The sequence below is a fragment of the Kitasatospora sp. SolWspMP-SS2h genome (assembly GCF_003259315.1).
Classification (GTDB): domain Bacteria; phylum Actinomycetota; class Actinomycetes; order Streptomycetales; family Streptomycetaceae; genus Kitasatospora; species Kitasatospora fiedleri.
This window is the reverse complement of record NZ_QLLT01000006.1, coordinates 16,230-35,394: the sequence shown is the minus strand read 5'-3', so window position 1 is coordinate 35,394 and position 19,165 is coordinate 16,230. Positions and strand designations below refer to the sequence as shown.

At 75.2% G+C, this 19,165-nt stretch carries 19 protein-coding genes; 16 read left to right on the top strand and 3 right to left on the bottom strand.

Features of this window, described 5'->3' with window-relative positions:
* Nucleotides 1-4: 4 nt before the first annotated feature.
* From K353_RS09020 to K353_RS09010, 3 genes are all read left to right on the top strand, one after another.
* Nucleotides 5-1,063, top strand: coding sequence for an ABC transporter ATP-binding protein (locus K353_RS09020; RefSeq protein WP_199528053.1), 1,059 nt, complete (start codon nt 5-7; stop codon nt 1,061-1,063).
* 137 nt (nt 1,064-1,200) lie between these two features.
* Nucleotides 1,201-2,895 carry an ABC transporter substrate-binding protein gene (locus K353_RS09015; RefSeq protein ID WP_111553059.1) on the top strand — a complete coding sequence of 565 codons (1,695 nt, stop codon included), beginning with the start codon at nt 1,201-1,203 and terminating at the stop codon, nt 2,893-2,895.
* Nucleotides 2,896-3,087: 192 nt separating this feature from the next.
* The gene (locus K353_RS09010; RefSeq protein WP_111553058.1) at nt 3,088-3,873 is read left to right on the top strand and encodes a glycoside hydrolase family 16 protein; all 786 of its coding nucleotides are present in this window, start codon (nt 3,088-3,090) and stop codon (nt 3,871-3,873) included.
* 137 nt (nt 3,874-4,010) lie between these two features.
* Here the strand turns inward: K353_RS09010 and K353_RS09005 are convergent, their stop codons facing one another.
* The gene (locus K353_RS09005) at nt 4,011-4,484 is read right to left on the bottom strand and encodes a DoxX family protein (protein ID WP_111553057.1); all 474 of its coding nucleotides are present in this window, start codon (nt 4,482-4,484) and stop codon (nt 4,011-4,013) included.
* 202 nt (nt 4,485-4,686) lie between these two features.
* On the opposite strand from K353_RS09005, the gene K353_RS35430 reads away from it, so the two are divergent.
* Nucleotides 4,687-4,869 (top strand): FBP domain-containing protein, encoded by a 183-nt coding sequence (locus K353_RS35430; protein ID WP_370447575.1) that lies wholly within the window; start codon nt 4,687-4,689, stop codon nt 4,867-4,869.
* Nucleotides 4,848-4,940 (top strand): FBP domain-containing protein, encoded by a 93-nt coding sequence (locus K353_RS35425; RefSeq protein WP_233533459.1) that lies wholly within the window; start codon nt 4,848-4,850, stop codon nt 4,938-4,940. The genes K353_RS35430 and K353_RS35425 overlap by 22 nt, the downstream gene beginning before the upstream one ends.
* Nucleotides 4,941-5,164: 224 nt before the next feature.
* On the opposite strand, the gene K353_RS08995 is transcribed toward K353_RS35425, so the two are convergent.
* Nucleotides 5,165-5,740: a TetR/AcrR family transcriptional regulator gene (locus K353_RS08995; RefSeq protein ID WP_111553056.1), complete on the bottom strand. Its 576-nt coding sequence runs from the start codon at nt 5,738-5,740 to the stop codon at nt 5,165-5,167.
* A gap of 236 nt (nt 5,741-5,976) precedes the next feature.
* Here K353_RS08995 and dacB point away from each other — a divergent pair, with 236 nt between their 5' ends.
* The 9 genes from dacB (at nt 5,977) to K353_RS08950 (ending at nt 15,970) form a co-directional block, all read left to right on the top strand.
* Nucleotides 5,977-7,590 (top strand): D-alanyl-D-alanine carboxypeptidase/D-alanyl-D-alanine-endopeptidase, encoded by a 1,614-nt coding sequence (dacB, locus tag K353_RS08990; protein WP_111553055.1) that lies wholly within the window; start codon nt 5,977-5,979, stop codon nt 7,588-7,590.
* Nucleotides 7,591-7,730: 140 nt separating this feature from the next.
* On the top strand, nt 7,731-8,348 hold the full coding sequence (locus K353_RS08985) for a TetR/AcrR family transcriptional regulator (RefSeq protein ID WP_111553054.1): 618 nt from the start codon (nt 7,731-7,733) through the stop codon (nt 8,346-8,348).
* A complete protein-coding gene (locus tag K353_RS08980) occupies nt 8,345-9,703 on the top strand; it encodes an MFS transporter (protein WP_111553053.1) in 1,359 nt (452 codons plus the stop codon). The genes K353_RS08985 and K353_RS08980 overlap by 4 nt, the downstream gene beginning before the upstream one ends.
* Entirely contained in the window at nt 9,700-11,166 is a 1,467-nt protein-coding gene (locus tag K353_RS08975) for an aspartate aminotransferase family protein (protein WP_111553052.1), read from the top strand. The genes K353_RS08980 and K353_RS08975 overlap by 4 nt, the downstream gene beginning before the upstream one ends.
* A gap of 230 nt (nt 11,167-11,396) precedes the next feature.
* Nucleotides 11,397-11,765 carry a type VII secretion target gene (locus K353_RS08970; RefSeq protein ID WP_158585375.1) on the top strand — a complete coding sequence of 123 codons (369 nt, stop codon included), beginning with the start codon at nt 11,397-11,399 and terminating at the stop codon, nt 11,763-11,765.
* Nucleotides 11,766-11,767: 2 nt separating this feature from the next.
* On the top strand, nt 11,768-13,531 hold the full coding sequence (locus K353_RS08965; protein ID WP_111553050.1) for an alpha/beta hydrolase: 1,764 nt from the start codon (nt 11,768-11,770) through the stop codon (nt 13,529-13,531).
* Nucleotides 13,528-14,025, top strand: a complete 498-nt coding sequence (locus tag K353_RS08960) for a hypothetical protein (RefSeq protein WP_100835908.1) — start codon at nt 13,528-13,530, stop codon at nt 14,023-14,025. Before K353_RS08965 ends, K353_RS08960 begins: the two co-directional genes overlap by 4 nt.
* A gap of 104 nt (nt 14,026-14,129) precedes the next feature.
* Entirely contained in the window at nt 14,130-14,702 is a 573-nt protein-coding gene (locus K353_RS08955; protein ID WP_111553049.1) for a hypothetical protein, read from the top strand.
* Nucleotides 14,703-15,055: 353 nt separating this feature from the next.
* Entirely contained in the window at nt 15,056-15,970 is a 915-nt protein-coding gene (locus K353_RS08950; protein WP_158585374.1) for an ABC transporter substrate-binding protein, read from the top strand.
* Between the two features lie 75 nt (nt 15,971-16,045).
* On the opposite strand, the gene K353_RS08945 is transcribed toward K353_RS08950, so the two are convergent.
* Entirely contained in the window at nt 16,046-17,326 is a 1,281-nt protein-coding gene (locus K353_RS08945; RefSeq protein ID WP_111553047.1) for a PP2C family protein-serine/threonine phosphatase, read from the bottom strand.
* A 322-nt stretch (nt 17,327-17,648) separates the two neighbouring features.
* On the opposite strand from K353_RS08945, the gene K353_RS08940 reads away from it, so the two are divergent.
* Both K353_RS08940 and K353_RS08935 read left to right on the top strand, forming a co-directional pair.
* A complete protein-coding gene (locus tag K353_RS08940; protein ID WP_111553046.1) occupies nt 17,649-18,008 on the top strand; it encodes an arsenate reductase family protein in 360 nt (119 codons plus the stop codon).
* Nucleotides 18,009-18,204: 196 nt separating this feature from the next.
* Nucleotides 18,205-19,086, top strand: a complete 882-nt coding sequence (locus K353_RS08935; protein WP_111553045.1) for a siderophore-interacting protein — start codon at nt 18,205-18,207, stop codon at nt 19,084-19,086.
* Nucleotides 19,087-19,165: the final 79 nt, after the last annotated feature.

Below are 19,165 nucleotides of genomic sequence, written 5' to 3'. Positions count from 1 at the left end.
CCGCGTGGTGCACGGCCCCAAGCGGCCGGGCGTCCCGGCCCTGGAGGCCCGGGGCCTGACCAAGCACTTCCCGGTGCACCGGGGGCTGCGCGGCCGCGCGGTGGTGCACGCCGCCGAGGACATCTCGCTGGCGCTGCCCGAGGCGACCGTGACGGCGGTGGTGGGCGAGTCGGGTTCCGGCAAGTCCACGCTGTCGCGGCTGCTGACCCGGCTGATCACGCCGACCTCGGGCGAACTGCTGCTCGACGGCGAGCCGGTGGGCACCTCGGCCCGGGAGCGCCGGGCGTACACCAGCCAGGTCCACCTGGTGCTCCAGGACCCGTTCTCCTCGCTGAACGGCGTGCACGGCGTCCGCTACCACCTGGAGCGGCCGCTGAAACTGCACCGCGGGGCACGCGGCGAGCAACTGGACGCGCTGGCCAAGGAGTTGCTGGAGCGGGTCAGCCTCACCCCGGCCGACCGCTACCTCGACAAGTTCCCGCACGAGCTGTCCGGCGGACAGCGCCAGCGGGTCGCCATCGCCCGCGGCCTGGCGGTGCGCCCCCGGGTGCTGCTGGCCGACGAGCCGGTGTCGATGCTGGACGTCTCGATCCGGCTGGGCGTGCTCAACCTGCTGGACGAGCTGCGCGAGCGCGAGCGGCTGGCCATCCTCTACGTCACCCACGACATCGCCTCGGCCCGCTACCTGGCGGACACCGTGGTGGTGATGTACGCGGGACAGGTGGTGGAGTCCGGCCCCGCGCAGCAGATCACCGACTCCCCGGCCCACCCGTACACCCGGCTGCTGCTGAGCGCCGCGCCGGACCCGCACCGCAGCGGGCCGGTGGTGCTGCGCGGCCGGGGCGCGCCGCCCAGCCTGATCGACCCGCCGGGCGGCTGCCGCTTCCACCCGCGCTGCCCGTTCGCGATGCCGGTCTGCGCCGAGGCCGCGCCGCCCACCCTGCCGGCCGGGCCCGACCAGGTCGCGGCCTGCTGGCTGCTGAGCCCGGACCGGACGGCGGAGGCCGCGGAGGCCGCCGCCGTGGCCGGGGCCGACGGCGCCACCTCCCACCCCGGCGCGTAGCGGGCCCGTCCCGCGCCCCTGATCCCCGTACGTCCGCGTACGGCGCTTCCCACCGAAACCCCGCCCGGCGGCGTGCGACCGCCGGGACTCGACGCCGCCGCCGAGTCGGCGCCGAACCACAGAAGGAGCACGTCACCATGAGCCGTTCCACCGCTTGGAGAGCCGCCGCCCTGGTCGCGGCGATCGGCCTCGGTATCACCGCCTGTTCCGGCTCCGGCGCGGGCTCGGGCAAGGCCGCGAAGGACCGCACCCTGGTGGTGGAGTCCAACCCGGTGCCCTCCTTCACCGAGAACTACAACCCGTTCGACGGCAACTCCTTCCTGACCCTCGCCAACGCCCGCTCGCTGGTGTGGGAGCCGCTGTTCCAGTTCAACACCCTCACCGAGCAGGACCCGATCCCGTGGCTGGCCAAGGGCTACGCGTGGTCGAACGGGAACAGGACCCTCAAGCTGACGCTGGCCCCGGGCGTCAAGTGGAGCGACGGCCAGGCGTTCTCCTCGGCCGACGTCAAGTTCACCTTCGAGCTGTTGAAGGCCAACCCGGCGGCCAACGGCGGCGGCGCCCCGCTGCCCGGCACCATCGAGACTCCCGACGCCGACACCGTGGTGATGAGCTTCGACGTCCCGCAGAAGGCCAACTTCGCCGGCATCGCTAACCAGCTGATCGTGCCCCAGCACGTCTGGTCGGGCATCAAGGACCCGGCCACCGCGGTCGTCAAGGCCGACCAGCTGATCGGCACCGGCCCGTACCTGCTGGACAAGTTCACCAGCCAGAACGTCACCTTCAAGGTGAACCCGCAGTTCCGCGAGACCCCGAAGGTCAAGCGGATCTCCTTCCCCGCCTACGCCACCAACGACGCGGCCACCCTGGCGCTCAGCTCCGGCGAGATCGACCTCGCGGGCAACAACATCAACAACGTGCTGAACACCTTCGTCGGGAAGAACCCGCAGCACCACCACCTGTTCCAGCAGGACGCGCCGTACTTCCCGGCGTCCAACACCGTCTCGCTCTTCCTCAACACCAAGAGCGAGAGCGCCCCGGCGCTGGCCGACCCGGCGGTGCGGCAGGCGATCAGCGCGGGCATGAACCGCAAGGCGTACACCAGCCAGTGCGAGACCGACTACGCGCTGCCCGCCACCTCCTCCAGCGGCCTGCTGCTGCCCAACGACGCCAAGGCGCTGGACCCGGCGCTGAAGGACGACCTCAAGCCGGAGGCCGACGCCGCCAAGGTCGACGCGCTGCTGGGCGCGGCCGGCTGGAGCAGGACCGACGGCAAGTGGACCAAGGACGGCCGGACGATCAAGTTCACGATCATCGACCCGAACTCGTTCACCGACTACTGGTGCGCGGCCCAGGCGATGGCCAAGGACCTCAACGCGCTCGGCTTCGACGTCGACGCGAACGGCGCGTTCGACTTCAACAGCTGGAACACCGCGATCACCACCGGGAAGTACGACGCGGCGATCCACTGGGGCCAGGGGGGCACCGCCTACCAGCGCCTGCAGTACGTGCTGGACCCGCGGATGGGCGCCGAGACCGGCAAGGTCGCGGCGGGCGACTTCAGCAAGTACGACCCGGCGAAGTCGCTGGACGCGGTGAAGGCCTTCGAATCGGCGGCCGACCCGGCGGCCGAGCAGGCCGCGCTGCACGACCTGCAGCGGATCATGTCGCAGGACGTGCCCGCCGTGCCGGTCTTCTACGGCCCCGCCTGGTACGAGTACAACGACACCCAGTTCACCGGCTGGCCGAACGAGAGCGACCCGTACATGAACCCGTCGCCCAACAGCCAGGCGTACGAGTACATCATCCTCAAGCTGGCCCCGCGCGACTGACCCGCGCACCGGGCGGCAGAGCCGTACGCCCGCGGGTGGAAGCGCTTCCGGACCCGCCGGACGGGAGCGCTTCCCCCACCACCCCAGAGTTCCGCGCGCGACCCGACGGACCCCCACCGGCGTCCGCACGCGGCGCACCACAGGCACCACAGGCACCATCCCCCACCCACCCGTGCCCCAAGGAGGCCGACCATGCGATCCTCTGCGCCGTCCCGTCAACCCCGCGGCCGTCGCTGGCTGCTCGCCCCGCTCGCCGCGCTCGCGCTGACCGTCAGCCCGATCGCCAGCCCCGCCGCCAACGCCGCCATCGGCGGCAGCTTCACCGACAACTTCGACTCCTTCGACACCGGCCGCTGGCACAAGGCCGACGGCTGGACCAACGGCGGCATGTTCAACGCCGGCTGGCGCGCCGACCACGTCTGGTTCAACGGCGGCGTGATGGGCGAGAACCTCGACACCGCCACCTGCCCCAGCGGCTGCTCCGGCCGGCCCTACGCCTCCGGCGAGTTCCGCTCCAACGACCTGTTCTCGTACGGGCGCTTCGAGGCCCGGCTCCAGGCCGTGAAGAACCCGGGCACGGTCACCGGGTTCTTCACCTACACCGGGCCGAGCGACAACCAGCCCTGGGACGAGATCGACGTCGAGATCCTCGGCAAGAACCCGACCCAGCTCCAGACCAACTACTTCACCAACGGCGTCGGCGGCCACGAGACCGTCATCAACCTCGGCTTCGACGCCTCCGCCGGGTACCACAACTACGCCATCGAGTGGTGGAACCAGGGCACCATCAACTGGTTCGTCGACGGCAAGCTCGTCCACCAGGAGAACGGCTCGCGCGGCGCCCTGCCCACCCACCCGATGCGGCTCATCGCCAACCTGTGGCCCGGCACCGGGGTCGACAGCTGGCTCAGCCCCTTCACCTACCCGGGCACGCCGCTCACCGCCCGCTACGACTGGATGAAGTACACCAAGTACTGAGCGCCGGCCGGTGCGGCGGTGAAGCGGTGAAGCGGTAAGCGGTAAGCGGTAGGACGGTGAGCCGTCCGGCGCGGGGTCCCCCATCCCGCGCCGGGCGGCTTTCGCGCGTCCGCGCGTTCGCGGCCGGGCGGCCGGGGTCAGGCGGTGGCGGCGGCGGGCTCCGGGGCGGTGGCGGGCTCCGGGGCGCCGGTGCGGCGGCGGGTCGGGAGGAGGGCGTCGAGGGCGAGGGCGCCGGGGCCGGTGGCGGCGAGGAGCAGGAAGGCCCAGGCGAAGAGGGCGGCGGCCTCGCCGCCGTTCTGGATCGGGAGCAGGCCGTTCTCCTGGTGGACGGAGAAGTAGGCGTAGGCCATCGAGCCGGAGCAGACCACGGCGGCCGTCCGGGTACCGAGGCCGAGCAGGACCAGGGTGCCGCCGACGAGTTGGATGACGGCCGCGTACCAGCCGGGCCAGGACAGCGCCTCCACCGTGCCGCCGCCCTTGGCGCCGCCCAGGACGCCGAACAGCGAGGCCGCGCCGTGGCAGGCGAAGAGCAGGCCGGTCGCGGCGCGGGTCAGGCCGACGAGGTAGGGGCGGGCCGCTTCGACCGTGCGGTGAGGAGCGGACGGGGACATGGGGGCCTCCATGGGCGGGCGACGCGTTCGGCGCGTTCACAACAGAAACTTAGGTTAGCCTCACCTATTTTTGATTGAAGGGGCAACCACTTTCGCACATTCTCCACAACCGGACGGCCACGGACCGCTCATAGACCGCTCACGCACCGGAGCGGCCGGGTGGGGCGAGGGGCGGGCCGGGGCCGGGGCCCGGCAGGGGGCCGTGTGCTCGATCTGCCTGACGGTGCACGCGGCGTCCGGGGTGGCGCTGCTGACGGCGCGGAAGGCGGGGCGGCCGTCCGGGGAGGAGTACGCGTCGGCGGGCGAGTACGTCTGCGGCGACCTGGCGCGCTCGCTGTACGTGCGGGGGCACCGGCGGGCGGGGTGCGGATGCGGGAGAGCCTGAGCATCGAGGAGCGGATCGCCCGGGTCCGGGTGAACCTGGGCGCGTTCCTGGCCCGGGTGGTGCGGCCGTGAGCGGCGGGGCGGAGGCGGGAGCGCAGGCGCGGGCGGGCGCTCCGGCGGCGCGGGCGTCCGTCGACGGCAGGTGGTGCGGCCTGCGCTGGTGCGGGCGGCGCTGGTGTTCGGGGTGGGGGCGCTCGCCCCGCTGACCGGCACCGCGGCGGACGGTCCGGCGGCGAGCGTCCCGGTATCGAACGTCCAGGCTTCGAAAGGGAGTTGCGGCGGCGACGCTCCGGGGGTCAGCGGGCCGGGGGCCAGTTCTCCAGGAGGTGGTGCAGGCCGGTGGTGATGCGCCGCCAGGAGTCGGCGGCGGCGCGCGGGTGGTTGAAGCCACCGGCGCTCTCGATGCCGATGAAGCCGTGGAAGGTGCTGCGCAGGAGGCGGGCGGCGTCGGTCAGGTCGGGTTCGTCGAGGCGGTAGTGGCGCATCACCGCGTAGGTCAGTTCGATGCTCCGGGCGAACACCGTGGTGTCGGTGAACCGGTCCGGGTCCAGCGGCAGTTGGGTGGCGGCGTAGCGGCCGGGGTGGGCCAGCGCATAGTGCCGGTAGGCGTCCGCGAAGGCGGTCAGCGCCTCGCCGCCGGAGCGGCCGGCGATGGCGGCGGCCAAGGCCTGGTTCAGCTCGTCGGAGGCCAGCAGGGCGACCCGGACCCGAATCTCCTGGAGGTTCTTGACGTGCGAGTAGAAGCTGGCGTCCTTCACCCCGAACCGGCGGGCCAGCGCGGAGACGGTGACCTTCTCGATGCCGACCTGGTCGGCGAGTTCGGCGGCGGCGCGGGTGATGCGTTCGACCGTCAGCCCAGCGTGCGCAGCCATGTTCCCCGTCCTGTGCGTGGCCCTTCGAGCGGGTGGCCAGTTTATCGGGATTCGGGTGCGACCTTTTCCGGCGCCGACGCGTCGGTAGGGGGTGGGGACGTCGGCGCGGGCCGTACGGCCGGGGTTCCGCAGGGCCGGGGGAAGATCATCCGATACCCCGACAAATGGTAATGTTCATGCCAAAACGGGGGTGCGGGTGACGTGCGCCCCCGGCCGATCCGCACCCTGGAGCACCCTTGCCCGGACGCCCGTCCCGCCACCACCGGTACCGCCGCGGCCTGCCGCTGGCCGCCGCGGTCCTCGCCGCCTCCCTGCTCGCCGGCTCGGCCCAGGCCGACGACCCGGCCCCGGCCGACGCCACCCTGGCCGCCGACCTCGACGCCCTGCTGTCCGACTCCCGGCTGGCCAACGCCCAGACCGGCGTCGAGGTGCTGGACGCCGCCACCGGGCAGGTGCTGTACGCCCGGCAGCCGCAGGCGCTGCTCACCCCGGCGTCCACCCTGAAGACGGTGACCTCCACCGCCGCGCTCGACCTGCTCGGCGCGGACTACCGGTTCACCACCGAGGTGCGCACCACCGGCAGCCGGTACGGCTCCAAGGTGGTCGGCGACCTGGTGCTGCGCGGCGGCGGCGACCCCACCCTGCTGGTGCAGGACCTCGACGACCTGGCCGCGCAGGTCGCGGCGTCCGGGATCACCACCGTCACCGGCCGGGTGCTGGCCGACGGCACCCGCTACGACAGCACGCCGCTCGGCCCCGGCTGGGCCTGGGACGACGAGCCGTACTCGTACAGCCCGCAGATATCCGGGCTGACGGTCGCCAACGACCCCGAGTACCTGATGGACACCGTGCAGGTGACGGTCGCGCCGGGCGCGGCCGCCGGGCAGGCGGCGCAGGTCACCCTGAACCCGGCCGAGGCGCCGATGGCGTTCGCCGGGTCGGTGGCCACCGGCGCGGCGGGCAGCGGCTCGTCCGTCGGGGTGGACCGCGGGCGCGGCAGCAACGGGCTGGCGCTGTCCGGCAGCATCGCGGCCGGGGCCGCGCCGGTCACCTCCTGGGTGACGGTCGAGGACCCGTCGACGTACGCGGGCCGGGTGTTCGCGGGCGCGCTGGCCCGGCACGGCGTGCGGGTGGCGCACGGCGGCGCGCAGGCGGCGACCGGGCAGGAGGGCTCGCAGCCGCTGGTCTCGCACCGCTCGCAGACCCTCGCCGAGCTGGTCGTCCCGATGCTGAAGGTCAGCAACAACGGCATGGCCGAGCACCTGACCAAGGAGATCGGCAAGGTCAAGGGCGGCCGCGGCGACTGGGCGACCGGCATCGCCCAGGTCCAGGCGTTCCTGAGGGCCAACGGGCTGGACACCCCCGCCGGGCGGCAGGTCGACGGCTCCGGCCTGTCCCGCTACGACCTGATCACCCCGGCCAAGATGGCCGACCTGCTCCGGCTGGTCCAGGACCGGCCCTGGTTCGGCGCCTGGTACGACGCCCTGCCGGTGGCCGGCAACCCGCAGCGGATGGTCGGCGGCACGCTGGCCGCCCGGATGACCGGCACCAAGGCCGCGAACAACGTGCACGCCAAGAGCGGCTCGATGGGCGGCGTCGACAACCTGGTCGGCTACGCCACCGCCCCCGACGGCCGCCGCCTGGTCTTCGCCGTGCTGATCAACGACTTCGCCGGCACCAGCCCCCGCCCGGTCCTGGACGCGATCGCCGTCCGCCTGGCCACCGGCCCCGCCACGGCGCCCGCGGCCGGCGCGCCCCAGCGGAAGGCCCGGTCGCTGAACGCCCCGGCCGCGGACGACGGCTACTCCGGCACCCGCTGGGAGGACTGCGAGGCCGTCGCCCACTGCTGAGCCCCGCCGCGCCTTCCCGCCCCGGACCCCGCCGCACCGCGCGGCGGGGTCCGGGGCGGTTTCCGGCGGCTGCGGATTTCACACGGCCGTCATCCATCAAACGGTTGATTGAGGCGGGTGGCGCGCGTACGCTCCCCGCCATGACCGAGCCACCGGCGCCGAGCGCGCCGCAGAGCCAGGCCGACCTGAGTCGGGAGCGGATCGTCGCGGCGGCGACCGCGCTGTTCGCGGAGCACGGGTACGACGGGACGACCACCCGGACGATCGCCGCCGCCGCGGGGTTGAACGTCGCCACCGTCGCGTACCACGTGGGCGGGAAGGGCGACTTGTACCGCGAGGTGATGCGGCGGGCGCACGAGGCCGAGCGGGCGGCGGTGGCGGGGGCGCTGCGGGAGTTCGGGGCGCGGGCGGGGGCGGACCCGGCGGGGGCGGCGGTCGCCTTCGCGGACCGGTACCTGGACTTCTGCCTGGAGCGGCCGGACGTGCCCGCGCTGTGGATGCGGCGCTGGCTGGCGGACGCCGCCGAGTTCGCCGGCCTGGAGGAGGAGTACACCCGGCCGCTGCTGGAGTCGGTGCGCGACGCGCTGGCCGCCGCGCTGCCGGGAGTCCCGCCGGAGCGCGCCGAGTTGGCGGTATGGACGGTGCTGTGGACGGTGCACGGCTTCTGCCGGTCGATGATCCGCGGGCAGGTCCCCAGGTTCCGGGCCCACCTGCACGCGCTGGTGCTGCGCGAGCTGGGGATCGGGGGGACGCCGTGAGCGCCGGGGGCATAGGCCGGCGGGAGCTGGCCGGGTACGCGCTCGGCTCGGTCGGGACGGGCATCCACGCGACCGTTCCCGGCCTGCTGCTGCTGTACTTCATGACCGACGCGCTGGGCGTGCCCGCCGGGGTCGCGGGCCTGGTCGTGGCGCTGCCGAAGGCCTGGGACGCGCTGTTCAACCCGACCGTCGGCGCCGCCAGCGACCGGGAGGCGCTGCGCACCGGCCGCCGCGGCCGGATCCTGCTGGCCGGCGCGCTCGCGCTGCCCGTCGCCTTCGCCGCGATGTTCCTCTCCCCGCTGACCGGCGCCGGCGCCGCCGCCTGGGTGGCCGTCACCTTCGTGCTGGCCTCCAGCGCGTTCGCCCTGTTCCAGGTCCCGTACGTGGCGCTGCCCGCCGAGATGTCGGACCGCCCCGAGGTGCGCACCCGGATCACGGTGTGGCGGATCGTCTGCTTGACCGTCGGCATCCTGGTCGCGGGCGGCCTGGCCCCCGCCCTGGTGTCGCTGGCCGGGGGCGGGCGGCGCGGGTACGCGGTGATGGGCGCGGTGGTCGCCGTCCTGCTGCTGGCGACGCTGCTGGTGCCCGCGCTGGGCGCCCGCCGGGTGGCCGCCCGGCCCGGCCCGGAGCCGCTCGGGCTGCGGGCCGCGCTGCGCACCGCGCGCGGCAACCGGGCGTTCTTCGCGCTGCTGGGCGCGTTCGTGCTGCAGGCCGCCGCGGTGGCGATCATGCTGGCCGCCGCCCCGTACACCGCCGCCTACTGGCTGGGCGGCTACGGCCTGACCTCGGTGCTGTTCGTCTGCCTGGTCGCGCCGAGCGCCGTCGCCGTACCGCTGTGGGGCCGGGCCGCGGCCCGCTGGGGCCGGCTGCGCTGCCTGGGCGCGGCGACCGCGCTGTTCGCGCTGGCCGCCGCCGCGCTCTGGCCCACCGCCGGGACGGGGGCGGCGCGGGTCACCGCCACGCTCGCGCTGTGCGCGGTGCTCGGCGTGGCGTACGCGGCGCTCCAGGTGCTGCCGCTGTCGCTGCTGCCGGACACCGTGCACGCGGACGCGGCGCGCACCGGGCGCCTGCAGTCCGGGGCGTTCACCGGCCTGTGGACGGCGGGCGAGACGGCCGGGCTGGCCGCCGGGCCCGGGCTGTTCTCGCTGGCGCTGGCCGCCGCCGGTTTCGCCTCCTCCACCACCGACCACCCCGTCGCGCAGACCGCCACCGCCCGGGCCGGCGTCCTGCTCGGCTTCAGCCTGGTCCCGGCCGTGCTGATGCTGGCCTCGCTGCCCGCCCTGCGGGCGTACGGGCGGCGACGAGCCGCCGTTCCCGCCGTTGTCGTCGATTCGCTTGCTGGAGAACTCTCGTGACGGACCGTCAGAACGGGCTGCCGGCCGCCGGCCGCCCCGCCGAGGAGCTGCTCGCCGAGCTGCGCGCGCTCACCGCCGCCGACCTGCCCACCCGCGGCGGGCGCACCACCGCCTACACCTACGACGCCGGGCGGCCCGGGGTGCGGGCCGCCGCGGAGGGCGCGTACCTGGCCATGCTGGAGGTCAACGGCCTCGACCCGACCGCGTTCCCGAGCACCGTCGCCCTGGAGCGGCAGGTGGTCGGCGCGGTCGCCGCCCGGCTCGGCGGGGACGGGAGCACGCCCGGCATCTTCACCAGCGGCGGCACCGAGTCGATCCTGCTCGCCGTCAAGGCCGCCCGGGACGCCCGGCCCGAGGTCGCCGAGCCGGAGATCGTGGTGCCCGCGACGGCGCACGCCGCGTTCTTCAAGGCCGGGGCGTACCTGCGGGTCAAGGTCGTCACGGTGCCGGTCGACCCGGCGACCTTCCGGGCGGTGCCGGAGGCGGTGGCGGCGGCCTGCACCGACCGGACGGTGCTGGTGGTCGCCTCCGCGCCCTCGTACGCGCACGGGGTGGTCGACCCGGTCGCCGCGATCGCCGCGGCGGCGGCCGAACGCGGCCTGCCCTGCCACGTGGACGCCTGCGTGGGCGGCTGGCTGCTGCCCTGGCTGGCCGAGGCCGGGGCCGAGGTCCCGCCGTTCGACCTGTCGGTGCCCGGCGTCACCTCGCTCTCCTGCGACCTGCACAAGTTCGGGTACGCGCCCAAGGGCGCCTCCGTGCTGCTCTTCCGCGACCGGGCGATGCGGCTGGCCGCGTACTTCGCCTGCGCGCAGTGGCCCGGCTACCCGGTGGTCAACTCCACCGTCCAGAGCAGCAAGGGCGCCGGACCCCTGGCCGGGGCCTGGGCCACCCTCCAGGCCCTCGGGGCGGACGGCTACCGGGAGTTGGGGCGTTCGGCACTCGCCGCGACCCGACGGCTGATCGCGGGCGTCGGGGAGATCGACGGGCTGCGGGTGCTCGGCTCGCCGGACGCCACGCTGGTCGCGATCGGCACCGAGGGCGAAAACCCCCCGGACCTCTGGGAGTTGGCGGACGAGTCGCGCGAGCGCGGCTTCTTCCTGCAACCCCAGCTGAGCGTCGACGGCCTGCCCGCCAGCCTGCACCTCACCCTCACCGGCGTCAGCGGGGAGGGCGTCGAGGACCTGCTCGCGGCCCTGCGCGCGAGCGTCGCCGCCGTCCGGGCGCGCGGGCCGGTGGCACCGCCCACCGAGATCCTCGCCCTGCTCGACCAGCTCGACTTCACCACCCTGGACGACGCGACCTTCGCCGCCCTCCTCCCGGCCACCGGCCTCGACCTCTCCCCCGGCTCCACCACCCGGATGGCCGGCGTCAACCGCCTCCTCGACGGCCTCCCCCCGCACCTGCGCGACCGGCTCGCCACCCGGTTCCTCTCCGCGCTGTACAGCCCCTACCTGGACGCGTAGCGGCCGGGGCCCGGGGCGGGGGGCGGGGCGCCTGGGCGGGTGGCGGGGCACCGGGGGGGGTGGCCGCGGCGGGGCGGTCGCGATCCGTCCGGTCCGGCACCCCGGCCCGGCACCCCGGTCCGGTAAAGGAAATCCCAAGGGGTGCCCAAGCGACGGAGGGGCGAGCGGGGTGCGAATGTGGTGAACGCGCGCGGTTGCGGCGGGTCGGTTCGCTAGCATGGCGCGCTCAAGTGGTCGGACTGACACCGGTGGTGGGGGATGGCGTGCTGAGCGTGGGGCCGGACGGCAGTGGCGGCGGTGGCGGCGACGGGTTCCAGGTGGAGCCGGGCGAGTTGGACGGGGCGGGACAGACCGCGGGCAGCGTCGCCGAGCAGGTGCCCGGCGGGACCTCGCGGGTGCTGGGGGCGTCGGACGACGCCGAGGCCGGGCTGCGCGGGTGGACGACCGGCGGGGAGCTGAACGCCTGCACCGACGAGTGGAAGCGGCTGCTGGACAGCCTCTCCGCCGAGATGGACCGGCAGGGCGGCAACCTGCGGCGGACCGCGGCCAACTACCGCCGGGCCGAGCAGGACGCGGCCGGCGGACTGACGGGGCGGTGAGCATGGACGTCCCCACGCTGCGCGACGCGGACCCGGACCGGCTGTTCACGGCCGCCGACGCGTACGCCTCGCTGGCCGCCGCGTTCGCCGGCCACACCGACACCTGGCGGGACGGGGTGGACGGCCGGGTGCGCGACTCCGGCTGGCGCGGCCGGGCCGCGGACGGCGCCCGGCAGTCGCTGGCCCGGACCACCGGCAAGCTGACCGCCGCGCACCTGGAACTGGCTCGGATCGCGCCCGTGCTGCGGGAGGGCGCGGAGGCGTTCCTGCTGGCCCGCTCCAAGCTCCGGGCGGCGCTCGCCGAGGCGGACGCGGGCGGCTTCGCGGTCGGGGACGACGGCGGGGTCTCCTGGCCGCCGCCGAGCGCCGCCGAACGGCACGACCCCGACGCCCCCGACCGCTCCCGGCGGGGCACCGAGCTGCGCGACCGGATCGCCGACGCGCTGTCCGAGGCCGCGCACGCCGACCAGGTCACCGCCCAGCGCCTGCGCCAGTACACCGACGACGCCCGGACCGGCGCCGGCCTGGACCCGGGCACCGCCGCGATGCGCCTGAACAGCGCGGTGCTGGGCGCGCTCAACCCGTTCGGCGGCCCCGAGGACCTGGTCCGCGCGGGCATGCCGGGCCAGGACGCCCCGCCGTCCGAAGTCAACGCCTGGTGGAAGTCGCTCCCCCCGGACGAGCAGCAGCGCCTGATCCGGGCGTACCCGGCCGAGCTCGGCAACCGCGACGGCCTGCCGACCCCGGCCCGCGACCAGGCCAACCGGATCACCCTGGACCGGATGGTCCAGGACCTGTCCTCCCGCACCGACCTGTCCGACGGGGACCGGAAGAAGCTGGAGGGCTTCCGGGCGATCCAGGACCGGCTCCGCGACGACACCGGCAAGCAGCCCCCCGCGTACCTGATGGTGATCGGCGACCAGGGCCAGGGCCGGGCGGCGATCGCGTACGGCAACCCGGACACCGCGGACGACGTGGTGGCGTACGTGCCGGGCCTGAACACCGAGGTCAAGAACATGGGCGGCGGCGACGCCAACCGGGCCCGCGACCTGTGGCAGACCGCGCACGACCTCGACCCGAGCCGCTCCACCGCCTCGATCGCCTGGCTAGGGTACGACACCCCGCAGGTCAAGGGCCTCAGCCCGGACATGTTCGCGGTGGCCGGCAAGGAGCGCGCCGAACAGGGCGGCGCGGCCTACCAGGAGTTCCTGCAGGGCCTGCGCGCCTCGCACGAGGGGCAGCCCGCGCACCTGACCGCGCTCGGGCACAGCTACGGCTCGCTCACGGTCGGCCAGGCCGCGCAGCGCCCCGGCGGCATCCCCGCGGACGACATCATCCTGGTCGGCTCGCCCGGCACCGGCGCGCAGCAGGCCGGCCAGCTGGGCGTCGGCGCCGACCACGTCTGGGTGGGCGCGGCCGAGCACGACCCGGTCTCCCACCTGCCCAGCCACGACGACGCGAAGGGCATCGGCATCGGCGCGGGCATCGGCGGGGTGCTGGCCGGACCGCTGGGCGCGGTGGCCGGCGGATTCCTCGGCGACAAGATCGCCGGGCACGGCGACCCGCACGAGCTGTGGTTCGGCCAGGACCCGGCGAGCGGCGAGTTCGGGGCGCACCGCTTCGACGTCGCGGACGGTCCGCTGGGCTTCGAGTCGCACTCGGACTACTGGAACCAGGGCGACGGCCGGGACGGCCACTCGCTGCGCAACATGGGCTTGATCGTCTCCGGCCACGGCGACCGGGTGTCCGGACAGGAGTACCGATGAACGACGACCTGGCGCGCGACCTGCTCGCCGCCCGGGCCGCGGTGGACGAACTGCTGGACTCCGCGCCCGCCGCGCTCACCCCGCCGGTGGTCTGGGCGGACGGCCCGTACGTCGCGGTCTCCCACGAGCACGCGTTCACCCGCGAGCCGGACGGCACCGCGCACCTGGAGAAGCGCCGCTACCTGCTGACCCGGGTGGCCGAACACCGCTACCCGGAGCTGCTTGCCCAGTTGGGCCGGGCCTGGCGGGAGCGCGGCTGGGCGGTGGACGGCGAGGACGACCCGGTGGTGCCGGTGCTGCGGGCGAAGTCCCCGTTCGGGACGGCCGAGTTCCGGATCGGCTTCGCGGGCAACGGGACGCTGCTGGCCCGGGTCGACGGGCTGGCCGCGCCGGACACCTCGTACCCGTTCGGCGGGGACAGCACGGTGCCGATCGGGCCGGACGGGTCGATGGACACCATGCCCCGGCGGCAGGACCCGTTCTGGTCGGTCTAGGGTCGGAGGCGACGGCCGGCCGGCCGGGGCGGGCAGGCAGGCGGACGGGCGGTGCGGACGGGACCGCCGGGCGGACCGGGAATCGGCGGGGAGCGGGAGGTCGGATGAGGCTGCGGGTGGCGGGCGCCGTCGCGGTGCTGGCGCTGGTGCTGGGCGCGGCGGGCTGCGGCGCGTCCGGGGACGGCGGGACGGCGCGGCGCCCGGCGGTGGCGCCGGACGTCGCCCGGAGCCGGTTGCAGAACGTGGTGGACGGCACCACCGGGGCGCTCACCCCGGCGGTGCGGTACGCCGACGACGCGTTCCGGGCCGTCCCGCACGAGAACGCGGCCCGCGACCCCGACGGCACCGCGCAGTTGACGCTCCGCCGGTACGTGCTGACCAGGATCGCCGCCGCCAACCAGCCTCGGCTGCTGGAGCAGCTCAGGACGTACTGGAAGGGCCTCGGCTACACCCTGCACGACACGGACTCCCCCTACGAGGCGAGCGCCGCCGCCCCCGACGGCACCGGCGTGACGGTCACCATCGGCGTCCCCGGCAACGTGACCGTGGTGGCCGACACCTGGATCGCCGACCCCGGCACCACCGCCCCGTTCGGCCCCGCCCCCAGCCCGCTGCCCACCGGCGCGGACGGCGGCCCCGACACCATGCCGACCTTCGACGACCCGGGCTGGTCCTGAACCGCCACCCGTCCGCGCCCGTCCGTACTGTCCATGCCTGTCCGTACCGTCCGCGCCCGTTCGTGCCCACACCGGGCGGGCCGGGGGCGGGCCGGGGCGGCGGGGTCGGCGGCGGGACGAAACGGGCCGATGGGGGCTGATCGGGCGTCAACGCGAGTCTGACGGAGGGTAGTTGGCGGATGGCATTGGGCTGTCGTGACCATGCTGGCTATCATCGGAACGATCTAGCCGGAACGGCGGCCGGCCGAGGGGTCTTCCTCGGTATCGCCATGCCGCGTTCCGCCGTCATGCCGCCGTGCCGTCCGTCGTCCCTGGGCTTGTCGCGTTCCGCGTCGACCACGGGGAGAGACGACATGGCTCAGTTGGACGGGCGGGGGCGCGCCGCGCTCGCCGCCGTGATGGGCGGGGTGCTGCTGTTGAGCGGCTGCGGCGTCGTCGGCATCGGCGGTGACTCGCACCGGCCGACGGACCTGCGCGCGCTGCTGCCGGAACGGGTGCGCAAGTCCGGGGTGCTGACCGTCGGCGCCTCGTTCACCGCCGCGCCGGTGGTGTACCGCAACGACCGCAACGAACCGGACGGGCTGGACCCGCACCTGGCGCAGAAGCTGGGCTCGCTGCTCGGCATCCGGCTGGAGTTCCAGGACGCCGGGCCGTTCGCCAACGTGCTGCCCGGGCTGCTGGGGCGCAAGTACGACATCGCGATGTCCGGCATCACCGACACCCGGGAGCGCGAGCAGGGCGTCGACAAGGACGGCAAGCAGGTCAACGAGGGCGTGGACTTCGTCGACTACTTCATGGCGGGCATCGGCATCGCCGTCGACAAGGGCAACCCGCAGAACATCCACGAGATCGACGACCTGTGCGGGCACACCGTCACGGTCAAGAAGGGCACCACCCACGCCGACCTGGTGAGCCGGCAGAAGACGGTCTGCGACCACAACGGGAAGCCGCTGACCGTCATGGAGACCGACAGCGACAACGCCGCCATCGAGAACCTCAAGGGCCGCGCGGACGCCTACATGACCGACTACCCCAAGGCGACGTACGCCGTGCAGACCGTCGACAACGGCGGCACCCTGCAGATCGGCGGCCCGCAGCTCCAGCCCCGCCCGTTCGGCATCGCGCTGCGCAAGGACGACGAGCAGCTGCGCGACGTCCTGATGCGGGCGATGAACCGGCTGATCACCGACGGCACCTACGACCAGGTGCTGGCCGACCACCAGTTGCAGGTCGGCGCGATCCAGAACGCGGTCACCAACGGACCGTGAGCCCGGCGCCCGCGACGCGCGGGCTCGGGACGCGGACGCGGGGTCGGGCTCGGGACGCGGACTCGGGACGCGGGCTCAGGCGGGGGTGAAGGCGAGCACCGCCACGTCGTCGGTCAGGGAGCCGGCGTGGCGGCGGACGTCCCGGTCGAGGAAGGCGACCACGGCGTCCGGGTCGGTGGCGGGCAGGGCGGCCAGGCGGGCGGCCAGCGGGTAGAACGCGCCGGCCCGGTCGCGGGCCTCGGTGACGCCGTCGGTGTGTAGCAGCAGGGTCCGGCCGGGCGGCAGCGGGACGGTGGCGGGCGGCTCGGGCGGACCGGCGGCGAGGTGGCCCAGGCCCAGCGGGAGGTCCTCCGCGCAGCGGACGGTGCCGACGCTGCCCGGGGCCACCAGCAGCGGGGCGAGGTGGCCCCGGTTGACCAGGTCGATCTCGGCGGAGCCGGGACGGTGCTGGAGCAGCACCGCGGTGACGAACAGCTCGCGGTCGCCGCCCTGTTCGGCATCGCGGCACACCTGCCGGTCCAACTGGTCGGCCAGCTCGCCGAGTTCGGCGGTCTCGTGGGCGGCCACCCGGAACGCGCCGATCACGTCGGCGGCGGTGCGCACCGCGTCCAGCCCCTTGCCGCGGACGTCCCCGAGCAGGATCCGGGTGCCGTACCGGGTCTCGCACACCTCGTACAGGTCGCCGCCGATGCCGACGTCCGCCTGCGCGGGGTGGTAGAGCCCGGCGGTGCGCAGGCCCCCGGCGCGGGCCGGGACCGGGCGCAGCACGGCGTGCTGGAGGGTGTCGGTGACGGCCTGCATCCGGACCAGGTCGCGGGCCTGGCGGCGGCGCTGCGCGGCGAGCCCGGCACCGATCGCGCCGGCCAGCACGGTGGCCAGGTAGGTCCACAGGTGGTGCTGCTCGGTCAGGTGCCCGGCCCGCAGGGCGAGCAGCGCCTGGAGGGCGACGGTGACCACGGCGGAACCGGCGACCAGCGCGGACCCGCCGCTGGACGCGACCACCACCGGGATCACCGTGAGCAGGAAGCCCGCCGCGACGGAGCTGGGGATCGACCACTCCAGGACCAGGTCCGCCACCAGCAGCAGGACCGGCAGCAGCCGCACCCAGACGGGCACCCGCAGCGCCCGGGCCATCGCGGCCTCCCAGCGCGCCCCGGCCTGCCGGGGGTCGCGGCCACCGCCGCTCCCGCCACCGTTCCCGCCGCTGTCCCGGCTGCCGCTCCCGCCACTGTTCCCGCCGCTGTCCTCGACGCCGCTCCCGAGACCGTGCCCGGCGGCGCTCTCCGGCGGCGGGGCGGCGGCCGGGCGCGGGATGGGGCCGGCGCTGCGGACTGCGGTGGCGGGCGACGCTGCCATGCTGACCTCCTGGACGACCGGTACGGGGGCGGACTTCCTTCCATCGTGGAGTGCGGCGGGTCCCGGACACTGCTCGCCAAGGTCCCGACGGTTCGGGACCTTGGACCTGTTCCGGCCGGGCGGGGGGACATGCTGTGAGCCGGATCACCGGGAAAGCCGGTGGGCACGGGAATGCGGGCCTGCCTCCGCGACAGTCCGGCGCGCTCCGGTCCAGAGCCGCCACGCGGCGGGGCCGACGCCCGCCCTGCTGGCGCACCGCCCGTGAGTGACGGTGGCGGCGGACGGCGGTGGCGGACGGCCGGGCTCGGTAGGCTGGGCGGCCATGGAAATCTGGATCAACCCGCGGTGCGGCAAATGCCGCACCGCCCTGGGCGAACTCGATGCGGCCGGGGTGGAGTACACCGTGCGCCGCTACCTGGACGAGCCGCCGACGGCCGCCGAACTCACCGAGGTGCTGGGCCGGTTGGGCCTGGAGCCGTGGGACGTGGCCCGGCTGGACGAGGCCGTGGCCAAGGAGCTGGGCCTGCGCTCCTGGGGCCGCGAGGAGGCCGACCGGGCCCGCTGGACGGCGGCGATGGCCGCGCACCCGGCGCTGATCCAGCGCCCGATCATCACCGCGGACGACGGCTACACCGTGATCGGGCGCACCCCGGACGCGCTGAAGGACGTCCTCGCGCACTGACATCCCCCGTGAGCCGCCCGTGCGCTGCCGCCCGCACGCTGCCGTCCCGCGCGCCGGAGTTCCGCGCGCCGGAGTTCCGCGCGGGGCCCGCGGCCGGTGGTCCCGTCCCGGGCGGTGACAGCGGGCTGACAGCGGTCTGTGAGCGGGCCCCGGCAGGCTGGGGCGGTCCATCCCCCGAGCCTGCCGGGAGCGCACCGTGTCCGACCTGCCGATCCGCCGCCTGACCGTCACCGGGGTGCACCGGCCCACGCCGCGGACCGCCCGGGTCACCTTCGCGCTGCCGCCCGGCGGGTTCGCCCTGGCCGGGCCCGACCAGCAGGTCAAGCTGTACTTCCCCCGCCCCGGCCAGGACGCCCCCGAATTCCCCGTCCCGGCCCCCGGCCAGGACCTGATGAGCTGGTACCACGCCTGCCACGCCGTCCCCGAGGACCGCCGTCCGTGGATGCGCTCCTTCACCCTGCGCGCCCACGACGCCGAACTCCACACCGTGGACGTCGACTTCGTCCTGCACGGCACGGCCGGAGCGGGCGGAGCGCCCGGAGCGGGCGGACCGGCCGCCGCGTGGGCCGCGCAGGCCCGGCCCGGGCAGGTGCTGGCGATGTTCGGGCCCTCCCCCGAGTTCGCCCGCCCGTTCCCGCTGGACGGCGGACTGCCGCTGCTGTTCGCCTGCGACGAGTCCGCGCTGCCCGCCCTCGGCACCCTGGTCGAGGCCCTGCCGGCCGGTGCCCGGGCCCACGCCTGGATCGAGGTGGCCGGCCCCGAGGAGGAGCAACCCCTGCTCGGCTTCGGCGAGTTGACCGCCCACTGGGTCCACCGCGGGGACGCCCCCCACGGCGCCCGCCTGCTCGCCGCCCTGCGCGCCGCCGAACTCCCGCCCGCCCCCGGCCCCGCCTGGCTGGCCGGCGAGGCCACCACCGTCCGCGCCCTGCGCCGCCACCTGATCGAGGACCGCCGCCTCCCCCGCCCCACCGTCCACTCCACCGGCTACTGGCGCACCCGCCTCACCCAGGACGACGCCCCCACCCCCGAGGACCTCGCCGACGCCCAGGAGACCCTCCGCCAACTCCAGGGCAACTGAGCGCCACCGCCCGGCGCCCGGAGGCCCGGCCGAAGCGGCGGACCGGCCCGCCGGCGGGGCGGAGACAGCCCTGCCGCCG